The following is a 14,412-nucleotide window of genomic DNA, read 5'->3' on the forward strand; positions in this document are numbered from 1 at the left end:
GGATTGCCGATCGATACCGCGAGCGCTGGCAGAGCACTATCGATGGCCTCCGCAAGGCCGGCCTGCCGGACTGACATCGCCGGCCTTTGTATTATTTTGGAGTAATTTGGCACCGGCTTTGGGACTTGCGGTGCCCGTCTCCATCAAACTCTCCCCATCGAACTGCTGTGGCGCAAACACGGGAGAGACAGATGACCAACAAGGCGATCGTCGACAACACCGCCGACCACAACCGAGCGAGGGCCTTGGGGATATGCTTGGGCGCGTCGATTGCCGCCTGCGCAACTGGCCTGCGCATTCGAGCACGAGCCCTCATCGAGCGGTTGGTTGCCGTGCCGGAAAATGATCCTACCGCCCACTTCACCAATCGCGAATGGGCCGACCTGCCCACCTACCATCCGCCGAGCGATCCGGACTAGGAGCGCACTCGGCGAGCGGCCCCGACAGCAAACCGTACGCGCTGGTGGACTTCCTGGGGCGTTGCCGCGGCCCTCCAAGTGAAGTCCATCTCACGGCGGCAGCTGGGCTCAGCTTGGCCGACCGCTGCTCAGTATTTGACGGATCGCATTTGCGCTGGGTCAAAGCTCGTCTCATCCATCGTGACTACAAGATGGTGATGGCAGTTGGCCGTTCGACCATGGAGACGATCCAATGAAGCTGATGGCATCCCTGTCCTTGGCGACCTATCCAGACGCGAACTCCTCGAAAATCGCGGCGAACTCGGTTGCCCTCGTCAAGCAGATCGACGCATCGCTTGACGCTGTTGTCATCAATGTCGACATTCCCGACGTTTCGAATGCGCTGTCGAGCTACTTGCTTGATCTTCCCAACAAGATACGAGAGGTCGAGGCGACCAGCCGCAAGTGCGGCAGTGTTCTGCTAGAGGCGATTACGCAAGAAGCAGCACATAGCGGTGTGACCCTCACGACGCAGCAGCTGAGCGCGCCACCGGCCCTGATGGGCGATGTTGCGGCAAACCACTTCCGCTATTTCGATATCTGTCTGGTCGGCTGGGCGCCGGCCAACCAGACGGCGCGGATGATAGCCGAGGCGATACTGTTCAGTTCGGGTCGACCGACCCTGCTTCTTCCCGACTCCACTGACGTTGAGGTTCTTGGACATGTCGTTATCGCCTGGGACGGCAGCCGGGTCGCCGCACGGGCCGTTGCCGACGCAAGGGCGTTTCTCGAACGTGCCTCGATGGTCACCATTGTGACCGTGACTGACGAAAAACCGCTTCCAGGACAGGACATCGGCGAACGCCTTGCGCAGGGCCTGAGGACGCGTGGTCTGGTGGCCGAGGCCGCCTCTATTCAAGCGGGGGATCGTTCAATCGGAACTGCTCTACAGGAACACGCTCTCAAGATCGGCGGCAACCTGCTTGTGATGGGCGGATACGGCCACTCCCGCGTCAGGGATTTCGTGCTCGGCGGAGCCACCGAAGGCATTCTCGCGGATATGCGCCTGCCTGTTCTCCTGTCGCATTAGGTCGTCGCGAGATGAGAGGCGGCACGGATCCGATCCTGCGCTTCCACGGCGCGGCCCGTGGCGTCACCGGCTCATGCTATGAGATCGAGACGCCGCATTCGCGCATCCTCATCGACTGCGGCCTGTTTCAAGGTTCCAAGTCCGAGCGGGAACTGAACTATGGTGCGTTCCCGTTTCCGTCGGAATCGATTGATGCCGTCATCCTGACGCACGCGCATATCGACCACAGCGGTCTGTTGCCGAAGCTGGTCAAACAGGCCTTCGGCGACGGTGGTCCATTCGCCATATTCCACAGCCCGAAACAATGTCATGGCTTTTCCGGTCCGATCCATACGCCCGGCGGCAGTGTGCCTGTCGAGCTCAATGAGCCGCGCCGTCTGAGGCCGGAAAAGGTCGCCCGCCTCGACTGGCACAACGACCTTCCAAGCTTCTCCTGGACATCAATGAGGCGGTCGGCGCCGCGGCCGACGAACGGGGTCGCGCCGTGGTGATCAGGCGCATGCGCAAGGCGCTCGAGGAGAATGACGGCAGCGAAGCGATGAACTGAAAGCGCGCGAACACGTTGGTGTCCATTCGCTGCAGATCGAGGAACACAGGCGCATGTCGCAGTCCCGCGACGGCGCCCAACGAGCGATGGGAGCCAGACATGACAGAGCATGCGACAAAACCGGATTCCGGTGGCCTTCTGACCGACCGCGAACTGCACGATATCGATGCCTATTGGCGGGCAGCGAATTATCTGACGATCGGCCAGATCTACCTGCTCGACAATCCGCTCCTGCGCGAACCCTTGCGGCTGGAGCACGTCAAGCCGCGCCTGCTAGGCCATTGGGGAACGTCGCCAGGCCTGAGCTTCATCTACGCACATCTCAACCGTGTGATCCGTCTCAGGGACACCAATGTGATCTACGTCTGCGGCCCCGGCCATGGCGGCCCGGCAATGGTAGCGAACACCTACCTTGAGGGCACTTACAGCGAGCTCAATCCCGATGTCGCGTTGGACGAGCAGGGGATGCGCAAGCTGTTCCGGCAGTTCTCGTTCCCCGGCGGTATCCCGAGCCATGCCGCGCCCGATGTTCCGGGTTCGATCCACGAAGGTGGTGAACTGGGCTACGCGCTTTCGCATGCCTATGGCGCGGCCTTCGATAATCCGGACCTTGTCGTTGCCTGTGTCGTTGGCGACGGCGAGGCCGAAACGGGGCCACTCGCAACCGCGTGGCATTCCAACAAGTTCCTGAACCCGGCGAGTGACGGCGCGGTGCTGCCGATCCTGCACCTGAACGGCTACAAGATCGCCAATCCAACCATCCTGGCCCGTATTCCCGAAGACGAATTGCGGGCGCTGTTCATTGGCTACGGCTACGAGCCGCTGTTCGTCGAGGGCGACGATCCGGGGCTGATGCATGAGCGGATGGCGACAGTGCTCGACGATGCGTTCGATCGCATTCGCGAGATCCAGCATGTCGCGCGGTCTGGTTCGGTGACGCCGACGTCGCGTCCAAAATGGCCGATGATCGTGCTTCGCAGTCCCAAGGGCTGGACTGGACCGAAAGAGGTCGACGGGCTGAAGACCGAAGGTTTTTGGCGCTCGCACCAGGTTCCGTTGTCCGGCCTTGCGGAAAATCCAGCACATCTCAAGCTGCTCGAGGAATGGCTGAAAAGCTACTGCCCCGAGGAACTGTTCGATGCCGACGGCGCTCCGGTCGCCTCGATCCGCGCCACCGCTCCCCAGACCGCGCGGCGCATGAGCGCCAACCCGCATGCCAATGGCGGCCTGCTGCGCAGGTCCCTCGATCTGCCTGCGTTGCACGACGATGCGGTTGCGGTCGAGCGGCCGGGCGCGGTGAAAGCCGAGTCGACGCGGATCATGGGCAGCTTCCTGCGTGAGGTGATGAAGCTGAACCAGGGCACGAAGAACTTCCGTATCGTCGGCCCGGACGAGACCGCCTCGAACCGGCTTCAGGACGTGTTCGAAGTGACCGAGCGTGCCTGGATGGAAAAGATCCTGCCCGAGGACGTTCATCTCGGCCGCGATGGCAGGGTCCTGGAAATCCTCTCCGAGCACACCTGCCAGGGTTGGCTGGAAGGCTATCTGCTGACCGGACGGCACGGCCTGTTCTCCTGCTATGAAGCGTTCATCCACATCGTCGATTCCATGTTCAACCAGCATGCGAAATGGCTCGATGCCTGCCGTGACATCCCGTGGCGGCGGCCAGTCGCCTCGCTGAACTATCTGTTGTCGAGCCATGTCTGGCACCAGGAGCACAATGGCTTCAGCCATCAGGACCCAGGCTTCATCGACGTCGCCCTCAACAAAAAAGCCGACATCGTGCGCGTCTATCTGCCGCCAGACGCCAACACCTTGCTTTGCGTCACCGATCACGTTCTGCAGACATGGAACCGCATCAACGTCATTGTCGCCGGCAAGCCACCATCGTGGCAGTGGCTATCGATGGACCGTGCGATCGTCCACTGCAGGAAGGGGATCGGCATCTGGGAGTGGGCATCGACGGTCGCGGGAGCTGAACCGGACGTCGTCATGGCTTGCGCCGGCGACGTTCCAACCCTCGAAACGCTGGCGGCCGTGCAGATCCTCAGGCACCATGTTCCAGAGCTCAGGATCAGGGTGGTTAATGTCGTCGACCTGATGACCCTGCAGCCCAAGGAGCATCATCCGCACGGCCTGTCGGATCGCGATTTCGATGCGCTTTTCACGACCGACAAGCCAGTCATCTTCGCTTATCACGGCTATCCCTGGACCATTCATCGCCTGACCTACCGGCGCACCAACCACGACAACATCCACGTGCGTGGCTACAATGAAGAAGGCACCACGACGACACCCTTCGACATGACGGTCCTAAACGGCCTCGACCGCTTCCATATCGTGCAAGGCGTGCTCGACAGGGTGCCGCAATTGGAGAGCATTGGGGTCGGCCTGAAGCAGCTGATGGAGAGCAAGCTGATTGAGCATCGCGCCCACATCCGGGCCCATGGCCAGGACATGCCCGAGATACTGGACTGGAAATGGGGCGAGGATCCCGACCTGACGCCGACCGGCACGCGTTGAGGACGCCCGCATGACAGACGCGTTTCTGGTCCTCAACGGCGGCTCCTCAAGTCTGAAGTTCGCTGTCTACGGAGCGCGCCGCGAGCTGCCCCTGCTGCTGCGCGGCAGCGTGTCGTCGCTCGCGGCCACTCCGCATTTACGTGTCGAGGCCGCCGCTGGCCACCCTGGGATCGACAGGAGCCTGGGCGACGGGCCAATCGATATCGGCAAGGCCTTCGCAACCATCGCCTCCGCGCTTGCCGATCGCGACCTGCTGCGCCGCATCGGCAGGGTCGGGCACAGGATCGTTCATGGCGGACGAGACTTCACCGAAGCGACGCTGCTCGACGCGCGCGCGATCGAGGCACTGCGCCTGCTTGAGCCGCTGGCTCCGATCCATCAACGGATCAATCTCGAGATTGTCGCTTTGGCCGCCGGCCTGCTGCCGCAGGCCCTTCAGGTCGGGTGCTTCGACACGGCATTCCATTCCACCCGACCCGAGATTGCGAAGATCTACGGCCTGCCGCGCGCAATGGCCGAGGCGGGGATCGTTTCCTATGGATTTCACGGGCTGTCCTACAGCCATATCGCCTCGAAGCTGCGCGACCGCCACGGCGAAGGCGCCGGGGGCAGGGTGGTCGTCGCTCATCTCGGCAGTGGTGCCAGCCTGTGCGCCATGGACGCTGGACGAAGCGTCGCCACGACGATGGGGTTTTCGACGCTCGACGGGCTGGTCATGAGCACGCGCTGCGGCGCGCTCGACCCCGGCGTCATCCTGTACCTTCTCCGGGATCGGAAGCTGTCGCCCGAAGACCTTACTGCTCTCCTCTACGAGGGTTCCGGCCTGCTGGGCGTTTCCGGCATTTCCGGAGATATGCGGACGCTGCTTGGGTCGAGCGACCCTGCGGCCGCCCATGCCATTGATCTCTTCGTTTATCGCGTCGGGCGCGAGATAGGGTCGCTGGCCGCCGCGCTCGGAGGGCTCGACACGCTGGTGTTTACTGCCGGCATTGGCGAGCACGCAGCTCAGATCCGGCAGAGGATCTGCGCCGCGGCCAGATGGCTTGGTGTCGCGATCGATGATGAGCGCAACCTGCGTGGCGAAGGCGTGGTCAGCAACCAGGGTTCCCGCGTCGATGTCCTTGTCATTCCCGCGGATGAGGAAAGGGCCGCGGCCAGAGAGCTGCTCATTTTCTGATCGGCGACGGCTAACCGGGCAATGCCGCTCTCAGGTCTCGCCGAACCAGCACGAGCGTTGGATCGTCCGGGTCGGTTGTTACGGTGAAACCCATGTCGCGCTCGAGCTCGATCGCGGCACGATTTTCACGACTCTCGATCGACTCGATCGTTTCGAGGCCGTGCTGTTCGGCATATCTTGCGATATAGCCAAGCAGCTCCCAGCTTACGCCAAGATGCTTGCGGTCCGCGCGAATGCAGATCGCGACCTCGCCGTTTCGATTGGTCGGATCGCTCGCCAGCGTCGCAACCGCGATCAGCGTACCGCCGACCGAGAACGCAAGAAAATTATGGATATGGGCGTCGTCGGAACGCGTCATCGCCACCAGCCGCTCATGCGAGACTTCCTTCACTCCACCGAGAAAGCGGAAGCGCAAGTCTTCCGGCGTCACATGGGTGAAAAACTCGACCAAGGCCGGCTCATCTTCGGGGCGCGCTCGGCGCACTTCGAAGCGCAATCCGGTATGAGTTGTAAGTGTGTCCATCTTCATCTGGTCCTTGAACTGAGGTCGGTGCAGCGGCGTCATCGTCGAAGGCAGGCACCCTCATTCGCTCATGGTTTGCAATGCATCCTGCTTGACGATCTCGATGCTGCGCTGGCTGAGCAGGCGGATGACACCCTTGTCCTTCAGCCTGCTGAAAACCCGTGACACGGTCTCGATGGTAAGGCCGAGATAGTCGCCGATGTCCATGCGCGACATCGGCAGCTCGACCTGCCGCAATCCGCCCTGCCGCTCCGCCATATCGATCAGGAATGCAGCGATGCGTTCGATGGCATTCTGGCGGCCGAGGACCAACAGGTGTTCCTGCGCCCGCGTCAGGCCCTTGAGCGCCAACGGCAGCAGCTGGCGGGATATGTCCGCGCCCGAGGCGATCCGGAAAACCCGAACACCGGTGCCGTTTATCGCCTCGGCGAAGAAATGATGCGTCGTGTCGGCTTCGAAGCCGAATGTTTCGCCGGCCAGGTGGAAGGCACTGATCTGCCTGCGACCATCGGCCAGCAGGCGGTAGATGCGCACGGCGCCGAACTCGACCTGGTAGAAAGCACCGGCCTTCTCGCCCTGGGCATAGATTTCCGAACCGGCAGGAAAGAAGCTGATCGGCTGCAGCGGTGCAAGATCGAAAACCTCTGGCTGGCTGGACCGTGACGGCAAGATCCTTGAGGCGGTGTGGGCGTGCATGGCTGTTTCCCTGCTTGATCCGTGACACAGCAATCGCGCGAATCCACGGGGTACGAAATTCGGTTATGTCCCTACGGGAAACTACCTATGCGTCGGCCCGAACGTCGCCGCGGCTGGCTGACGATCTTGCTGCTGCCTGGCCTGGCGCCTTCGGCACTGCTGACGGTGCCGCGATATCCGCGATCCACGGTCGCTGCGAACGCGATCGTTGCGGTTGGCAGCTTAGTTATTGCCCATCCCGATGATCTCGCGCATGGGTGTTGAGCCGGATCACAGTTCGCTCGCCGGTGCAGTTGTTTCCTCCACCGCCGTGACCCTGGCGCTTGCGCGCAACGCGATATCGGCGGGCAACCCTCTGCCGCTTGCCGGGGCAGCTTCGCTGGCGGCAATGGTTTCGGTGCTGCGCGTCTGCGCCGTGGTTCTGATCATCGAGCCAAGCGTGTTCGCTTCGGTCGGCATTCCGGCGATTGCTGCTGCCCTCATTTTCGGTGCCTGCGGGGCACTGCTGTTGGTCCGCGACCGCGGGGATCCCCAAAGTGGTGGATTGGCACGAAACCCATTCGAATTGGGTCCGCTGCTGCTGTTTGCCCTGCTCTTCGCGATTGTCGCGACCGCGAGCGCTGCATTGGCAACTCAATTCGGCGGCCGCGGCTTGCTGGCGACCTCGGCGCTGGCAGGCACGTTCGATGTCGATCAACTCATCGACTGTAAGGGCGAACTCGCCGAGCTCTCGTCAGAGACGATCGCCCGCCTGAATATCGCCCTGCCGCCTACATGGTCCCACGCCAATCCGGTCGACATCATCGGTCACGCCTCGCCGGAGCGCTACCGGGCCGCTGTCGAAGCCGTAGCGGCCGATGCCGGGACCGACGTTGTCCTAGTCATGAACTGCCCGACCGGGCTCGGCTCGCCGCTTGCTGCGGCCAGCGCGGTGGCGACGCTTGCCGAGGATGGCAAGATCGGCCGCAAACCCATTCTGACCTGCTGGCTTGGCGAACACACGGCGCGTGAAGGGCGACGTGTTCTTCAGGATGCCGGCATTGCCAGTTTCGAGACGCCCGCCGATGCCGCGACGGCCGTCTCCTACCTGAGCGACTGGTCGCGAGCCCAACGGGCATTGATGCGCACGCCGTCGAGTCGCAGCGAGGACACAACGAGCGACCGGGAAGCCGTGCTTGCCATATTCAGGCAGGTCGCTAGGGAAGGCCGGCGAATGCTGACCGAGCCCGAAGCCAAGGCGGCGATCTCCGCCTATGGGATTCCGGTGCCCGAGACGATCGTCGCCAGATCTTCCGTCGAAGTGGAGGCGGCGGCTGGCAGGCTCCTCAAGACGTCCAAGCAGGTCGTCGTCAAACTGCTGTCCAAGGCGATCTCGCACAAGTCGGACGTTGGCGGGGTGGTGCTTGGCATCACTGCCGCCACTGCCGCCGGCGAGGCCGCACGCTCAATCGAGATAGGTGTGCGCAAGCACGCACCGCAAGCCGATGTTGAGTGCTATGCGGTCCAGCCGATGGTGGTGCGAAGACAGGCGCAGGAACTAATCCTTGGGGTCAGTCGCGATCCGATCTTCGGCCCTGCGATCCTGTTTGGAGCCGGTGGCGTTGCGGTCGAGGTGATGGACGATACCGCGATCGCGCTGCCGCCGCTCGACGATGTTCTTGCCGGCGACCTGATCGGGCAAACGCGGATCGGCCGCCTACTCGCCGGGTTCCGCGATCGCAAGCCGGCGGATCGGCAGGCGATCGTTGCCGCGCTGAACAGCCTGTCCCAGATGTTCGTCGACTTTCCGTGCCTCGTTTCGATGGACATCAACCCGTTGCTGGCCGACGCCGAAGGCGTGGTTGCGCTCGATGCCCGCATCGAGATCGAGCCGGAACGCGTGGAGGAGCCTGGACCCAACCCGGCACTCGCCATCAGGCCCTATCCGTCGGGTTGGGAAAATGTGTTTTCGACGGGCGGCGGCACGCACTATCATATCCGGCCGATCAAGCCGGCCGACATCGCGCTCTATCCCGAATTCCTGGCCAGGGTTTCGCCTGACGATCTGCGCCTGCGGTTTCTGTCGCCGCGCAAGAGCTTCTCCGACCAGATGCTGAAGCGGCTCACCCAGCTCGACTACGATCGCAACATGGCTTTCGTCGCTCTGGAGATGAGCTCTGGCGCGCTGGCGGGCATCAGCCGGCTGTCCTGCGATCCAGACCATGTGAGCGCCGAATACGCCTTGCTGGTGCGGACCGACCTGCAGGGTCATGGCCTGGGTTGGGAATTGCTCAGGCAGATCATTGACTACGCAAAGGCCGATGGGATCGGCCGCATCGAAGGCATTGTGCTTAGCGAAAATAGCAAGATGCTGGCAATGTGCCGCGAGTTCGGCTTCTCGATAACGCATCTTCCGAATGAGCCCGGCCTCGTCGAGGCCACGCTCGAACTCCGTTGCGATTGATCATCCGCACCAGTCAGGAGGAAGTATCGCTCTCGGAGACCGCTCTCAATTCCGTAACGATGTCGACGATCTCTTGATCGGCGTTGATCTTGCGCCAACCGGACTGGGTGGCGTTACGCTGCAATTGCCGCGAGAGGATGTCTATGGTGGCGTCTGAGGGGCCGCCCTTGCGTTCACTGACCCGCTGCCAAAGCACGATCGGGTCCGCCTCCAGCCAAAATCCGGAGAACGGGACACCCCGGTCGCGTGCCGCCTTTTCGATCCGCTCGCGATCGGCCGGCCTGTCGAAAACGGCATCGTCGACGACAGAGCCGCCCTCGGAAAGGATCAGCCCGGCGCGCCATGCCATTTCGCGGTAGACGCGATCAGAAACCTCCGGCCGGTAGGCGCGGTTGGGCAGCCTGGTTTCGGCGGGCACTCCATGCATGGCCTTGCGGATGCGATCGCTTTCAACGATGCGGGCGCCGGGTGGCGCTCCGATATGCGCGGCGAGCGCCTCTGCGATAGTCGTTTTTCCGGACCCGCTCAGGCCACCGATGGCAACGAGCCGCGGCGAAGTCTCCTGGAGAAATGTCCGGGCAAGTTCGAAGTACGATCTGGCCTCAGCAATCAACTTTTCGGAATCTTCACTGCCTTCCTCAACCTGGGTTGCGGTGACGTGAGCGCGCACCGCGGCTCGCACTGCCATGAAGAAAGGCAGCAGGATGAAACCGTCCTCATCGTCGGCTTCGTCGAGGTAGCGGTTCATCACGAGATTGGCGAACTGGGGAAAACCCCGGTGCCAAAGATCCATCAGCAGAAAGGCAAGGTCGTACAGAACATCGATGCTGGCGATCTGGTCGTTGAATTCGATGCAATCGAAGAGGCGCGGCTCGCCGTCGAAAAGGCAGATATTGCGCAGGTGCAGATCGCCATGACACCGACGGATCTTATCCGCGGCTTCGCGACGATCGAGCAATCCGGAATGGCGGGCGAGGGCGGTGCGGAAGGCTTCGGCAAAGGTCTTGACCTCCGCCTTTGTGAAAACATGGCTGGTGGCAAAGCCGGCCTCGTTGATGTCGAGCACACCCGCAATGTTGGACGACCCGCTGCCACTGTGGACCGCCGGCGCGGCACGGTGATACCCCACGATCATGCGTGCGACAGCAGTCATCAGTGCCGGCGTCAATTCTCCGGCGGTTGCCATCCGATCGAGCAGCCTCGACTGATCGAAGCGGACCATCTCGATCGCAGCGTCGACCATCTGACCGGTGCCATCAAAGGCCAGTTTGCCGCCCGCCTCGCGCGTGATGCGACGCACGCCCAGATAGAGGCCGGGTGCGGTCTTCGAGTTCAGTTCCACCTCCTTCTCGCAAGCGTCGAGCCGCAGTGCCGGCGTCGAGAAATCGACATAGGGCAGCTTCACCGCCCGCTTCATCTTGAAGGCGCGTTCGCCCATCAGAAATATCCGCGAGATATGGGTCTCGATCGCCTCGACCGGCGCTGTCGCGCCGTATGCGGCAGGATCAAGCAGAAACGCGATGGCGGCTTGCTGGTCGTCAACGATCATGGTCCGCTATCCTCGATGTTGTGTCTTCCCGATACTGTTTCCATCATCTGCTCTCATCGCTGCAGCGTCTGGACATAACCGGCCAGATCATGGATCCGTTCCCTGGTCACGATTTCCCCGGCGTTCGGACCATATTTCTTCACGTCGCCGGGGAGGAACTGGCGACCCCAGACCGGCATGTCGCGCTCGCCATGCGCCGGCACCATGGCGCGACCGTCAATCATGGCAAAGACACGCCAATACGGAAATTCGCCGCCATTGCGCCTGGAGAGGCGCGTCAGGTCGGCCGGGCGTTTCAACAGCTCGTCACCCAAGGGGCCATCGCCCTTGCCTTCGGGACCATGGTAGACGGCACATGAGTTCATGTATTCCGCCTTGCCGTTGCCCAATTCCTGGGCGGTGGCCGCATGCGAGGCCAGACCTGCGAAAACCGCGATGATCAGATGATCAGGAGTCTCACTTGCGTCTCCACCGATTGATCGGCTTAAGCCTACAACCCCGCTTGGCGAGCACGTTGACGCGGATCAAATGCAGTCGCGAAAGTGCGTTTGATTCAGCGCAATGACCGCACTGGCGCCTCCCGGTATGGCTGCAACCACGATTGAACATTTCCTCGAGATCAGGAGTTGCCGCCGTGACATTCAGGACACCGCTTGCTGTTGAGCCAGGGCGAGGGCGATCTGAAGCTGGCCGCCGACCTGTGCGAACAGATCGATGCCCATCTCTCCGTGCTGGTTGCCGCGATTGCACCACCGCTGCCTGCCGGCGAATACGCGGCGGTGGTCTCGGATACCTGGTCGAAGGAAAGATATGACGATCTGAAACGGCTGAAGAACAAAACCGCGGCCGTATCGGAATTTCTTGTTGGCCGGGCGCTTTCAGCGGACATCGCCAGCGAATATCCGGAACAGGGCTCCGCCGACGAAACGATCGGCCGGCGCGCCCGCTACGCCGACATCACGGTAATCGGGCCGGAAATGCTTGCCGGCGAAGTGCTGAAGAACAAAGGTGATCGAGGGCGCGCTGTTTTCATCGGGAAAGCCGGTGCTGCTGGTTCCCGAGAAGGCGCGGGCGACCTTGAAGCCGAAGCGCGTTCTGGTCGCATGGGACGCCCGTCTCGAATCATCGCGCGCCGTCCGCGAGTCGCTTGACATGCTGAAGGGCGCTGACGAGGTGCACCTGGTCATGGTCGATCCGATCGAGGGCGAACACCATCACGGCGCGGAACCTGGAGCCGACGCCGCAAGCTATCTTGCCCGGCATGGGGTCAAGGTTACGGTCGACCGGCTGCCAGGTTCCAACCACTCTGTCGCCGACGTGCTTCGCAAGCATGCTGTCGATGTTGCCGCCGAACTGATCGTGATGGGCGCCTACGGTCATTCCCGGTTGCGCGAGCGTATCTTCGGCGGTGTTACGAAGTCGATGCTTGAGGATCAATCGCTGCCGGTCTTGATGGCGCGATAGCAGTAGGAGAAATGGGCCGGCGCAGATTGCGCTGGCTCATCCACTTCTTGCACCGATTGGTGGAACGACTTCCTCGCTCGCTTCTCGCCCGAATACCTCAATCAAGATTCGGAAGAAAACCTGAGACGCATTGTCGGCCGGCTTGAGTGCGCCAGACACTGAAGGCGGACGGATCGGCATCAATGCGATCTCCTGCTCTTTTTGGCCTTGGAACCATCGCTGGCGATGTCGCTCTGGCGTATCTTGTGCAACTGGGCAGCCTCGTCCATGGCGGCGATCACTTCGCCATCGGAGAGCTGCGGAAATTGCTGATAGTGATAACCCAATGCAAGAAACCGCCCCGGCTGACTAAGGCATACCACACGATCCGCTTCCATCGCCAAATCGGCCACCGTGTCCGGTGGTGAAACGGGCAAAGCCACGACGATCTCCCTGGGCGCGCGATGCCGCAGCGCACGGATTGCGACTTTCATGGTCGTGCCGGTCGTGGCCCCGTCGTCGACAAGGATCACGGTCTTCCTGGCGACCGACAACGGCCTTCGGGTGCCCCGATAGACGATGCGTCGGCGTTCGAGTTCAGGGCGCTCCAGAGCAACCAGCGCGGCGAGATCGGCATCGTCGAGCGAATAGGCCTCGACGATCTCCCGGTTGAGCACGACGTCGGGCGGGTTGCCGTCCACGACGGCGGCAACAGCCAGTTCCGGATTGCCCGGGGCACCGACCTTGCGGAGGATAAGCAGGTCGAGTGGCGCACCGAGGGCTTTGGCCACTTCGGCGGCGACCGGAACCCCGCCGCGCGGCAGCGCCAGCACGACTGGCTGGTGTAGATCAAGCCCGGCCAATTCGACGCCAAGCTTTTCTCCAGCTTCCTTGCGGTCGCGGAACATCGGTCAATCCGCCGGCCAGAGTTGACGAAGGGATTTCCGGTATTATGGCGCAAACGCCAGAAGCGCGGCGAACCGGCTGCACCATTCGAAGAAGGCGCGGCGTTGAAGCGGATCGCCGCTGCCGCCCATTTCCTGCTCTACCTGTTTATTTTCGGGATGCCGATTACCGGGGCACTGGCTTGGTATTTCAGCTTTCGAGCGATGGGGGAGGTTCACGAGCTCGCCAAGCCGGTGATCATCGTCGTCGTGGGCTCCATGCGGCGGCCGCGTTGTGGCAGCACTTCTATGTGAAGTCGGACGTGCTGGTTAGGATGCTGCGGCCGCAGCGTACGCCGTGACGTCATGAGCCGTCTGCATGCTGAGAACCATCTCGTATCGCGCGTCGGCTGGTTGCGCGCTGCCGTTCTCGGCGCCAATGACGGCATCGTCTCGACGGCCAGCCTGATCGTTGGCGTGGCGGCAGCCAATGCCGCGGCCTCCAATGTTCTGGTGGCCGGCGTCGCCGGACTGGTCGCAGGGGCGATGTCGATGGCGGCCGGCGAGTATGTCTCGGTCAGTTCGCAGTCCGATACCGAACGAGCCGACCTCACGCGTGAGAGAGGGGAACTGGCGACCCAGTTGGACTTCGAGCGACGTGAACTTGCGGACATTTATGTCAAACGTGGCGTGGAGCCAACGCTGGCCCTGCAGGTCGCCTCCCAATTGATGGCGAAAGACGCGCTCGGCGCCCACGCGCGCGACGAACTCGGTATTTCGGAGATGACGACGACAAGGCCGATCCAGGCCGCGCTGACCTCAGCGGCTACATTTTCGGTTGGCGCGGCCATGCCATTGGCGATGGTGCTTGTTTCGCCGGCCGCCTGGCTTGCCGCAACCGTATCCGTTGCCTCGCTCCTATTCCTGGCCGTGCTGGGCGCTGTTGGAGCCAAAGCCGGCGGCGCCAATGTGTTGAGGGCAACTGTCCGCGTCACCTTCTGGGGCGCGCTCGCAATGGCGCTGACGGCCGGCATCGGTGCCGTCGTAGGTATTGCCATCTGAGGCAGTGGTCCACTTGTGGTCTCGGTCGAAGAGAATCCACATGGAAGTCCTGCAAGATCCTCGTATCGGCAACTCCT

General features: G+C 62.3%; 12 protein-coding genes and 2 pseudogenes. 9 read left to right on the forward strand and 5 right to left on the reverse strand.

Annotation, left to right across the window (positions count from 1 at the left end; genetic code table 11):
- The first annotated feature begins 191 nt into the window (after positions 1-191).
- The 5 genes and pseudogenes from ACFSQT_RS34235 (at position 192) to ACFSQT_RS34255 (ending at position 5,735) form a co-directional block, all read left to right on the forward strand.
- Entirely contained in the window at positions 192-419 is a 228-nt protein-coding gene (locus tag ACFSQT_RS34235) for a hypothetical protein (protein WP_379026369.1), read from the forward strand.
- Positions 420-651: 232 nt separating this feature from the next.
- Entirely contained in the window at positions 652-1,488 is an 837-nt protein-coding gene (locus tag ACFSQT_RS34240; RefSeq protein WP_379026371.1) for a universal stress protein, read from the forward strand.
- Between the two features lie 11 nt (positions 1,489-1,499).
- A pseudogene (locus ACFSQT_RS34245) lies at positions 1,500-1,754 on the forward strand (MBL fold metallo-hydrolase); the annotation flags it as partial.
- 380 nt (positions 1,755-2,134) lie between these two features.
- On the forward strand, positions 2,135-4,558 hold the full coding sequence (locus ACFSQT_RS34250; RefSeq protein ID WP_379026373.1) for a phosphoketolase family protein: 2,424 nt from the start codon (positions 2,135-2,137) through the stop codon (positions 4,556-4,558).
- A 10-nt stretch (positions 4,559-4,568) separates the two neighbouring features.
- Positions 4,569-5,735: an acetate/propionate family kinase gene (locus ACFSQT_RS34255; RefSeq protein WP_379026375.1), complete on the forward strand. Its 1,167-nt coding sequence runs from the start codon at positions 4,569-4,571 to the stop codon at positions 5,733-5,735.
- Between the two features lie 10 nt (positions 5,736-5,745).
- Here the strand turns inward: ACFSQT_RS34255 and ACFSQT_RS34260 are convergent, their stop codons facing one another.
- Both ACFSQT_RS34260 and ACFSQT_RS34265 read right to left on the reverse strand, forming a co-directional pair.
- A complete protein-coding gene (locus tag ACFSQT_RS34260) occupies positions 5,746-6,300 on the reverse strand; it encodes a GNAT family N-acetyltransferase (protein ID WP_379026377.1) in 555 nt (184 codons plus the stop codon).
- A gap of 18 nt (positions 6,301-6,318) precedes the next feature.
- On the reverse strand, positions 6,319-6,954 hold the full coding sequence (locus tag ACFSQT_RS34265) for a helix-turn-helix domain-containing protein (RefSeq protein ID WP_379026379.1): 636 nt from the start codon (positions 6,952-6,954) through the stop codon (positions 6,319-6,321).
- A 253-nt stretch (positions 6,955-7,207) separates the two neighbouring features.
- Here ACFSQT_RS34265 and ACFSQT_RS34270 point away from each other — a divergent pair, with 253 nt between their 5' ends.
- On the forward strand, positions 7,208-9,397 hold the full coding sequence (locus ACFSQT_RS34270; RefSeq protein WP_379026381.1) for a GNAT family N-acetyltransferase: 2,190 nt from the start codon (positions 7,208-7,210) through the stop codon (positions 9,395-9,397).
- A 13-nt stretch (positions 9,398-9,410) separates the two neighbouring features.
- Here ACFSQT_RS34270 and ACFSQT_RS34275 read toward each other — a convergent pair whose 3' ends face one another.
- Positions 9,411-10,946: a bifunctional aminoglycoside phosphotransferase/ATP-binding protein gene (locus tag ACFSQT_RS34275; RefSeq protein WP_379026383.1), complete on the reverse strand. Its 1,536-nt coding sequence runs from the start codon at positions 10,944-10,946 to the stop codon at positions 9,411-9,413.
- A 53-nt stretch (positions 10,947-10,999) separates the two neighbouring features.
- Positions 11,000-11,311 (reverse strand): cytochrome C, encoded by a 312-nt coding sequence (locus ACFSQT_RS34280; RefSeq protein WP_379026385.1) that lies wholly within the window; start codon positions 11,309-11,311, stop codon positions 11,000-11,002.
- Positions 11,312-11,599: 288 nt separating this feature from the next.
- On the opposite strand from ACFSQT_RS34280, the pseudogene ACFSQT_RS34285 reads away from it, so the two are divergent.
- Positions 11,600-12,410: pseudogene (locus ACFSQT_RS34285) on the forward strand (universal stress protein).
- 179 nt (positions 12,411-12,589) lie between these two features.
- On the opposite strand, the gene ACFSQT_RS34290 reads toward ACFSQT_RS34285, so the two are convergent.
- Positions 12,590-13,297, reverse strand: coding sequence for a phosphoribosyltransferase (locus ACFSQT_RS34290; protein ID WP_379026387.1), 708 nt, complete (start codon positions 13,295-13,297; stop codon positions 12,590-12,592).
- A 21-nt stretch (positions 13,298-13,318) separates the two neighbouring features.
- Here ACFSQT_RS34290 and ACFSQT_RS34295 point away from each other — a divergent pair, with 21 nt between their 5' ends.
- Both ACFSQT_RS34295 and ACFSQT_RS34300 read left to right on the forward strand, forming a co-directional pair.
- Positions 13,319-13,588, forward strand: coding sequence for a hypothetical protein (locus ACFSQT_RS34295; RefSeq protein ID WP_379026389.1), 270 nt, complete (start codon positions 13,319-13,321; stop codon positions 13,586-13,588).
- A gap of 51 nt (positions 13,589-13,639) precedes the next feature.
- Positions 13,640-14,335, forward strand: a complete 696-nt coding sequence (locus tag ACFSQT_RS34300) for a VIT1/CCC1 transporter family protein (RefSeq protein ID WP_379026391.1) — start codon at positions 13,640-13,642, stop codon at positions 14,333-14,335.
- Positions 14,336-14,412 lie beyond the last annotated feature (77 nt).

Source organism: Mesorhizobium calcicola (genome assembly GCF_042682105.1).
Classification (GTDB): Bacteria; Pseudomonadota; Alphaproteobacteria; order Rhizobiales; family Rhizobiaceae; genus Mesorhizobium; species Mesorhizobium calcicola.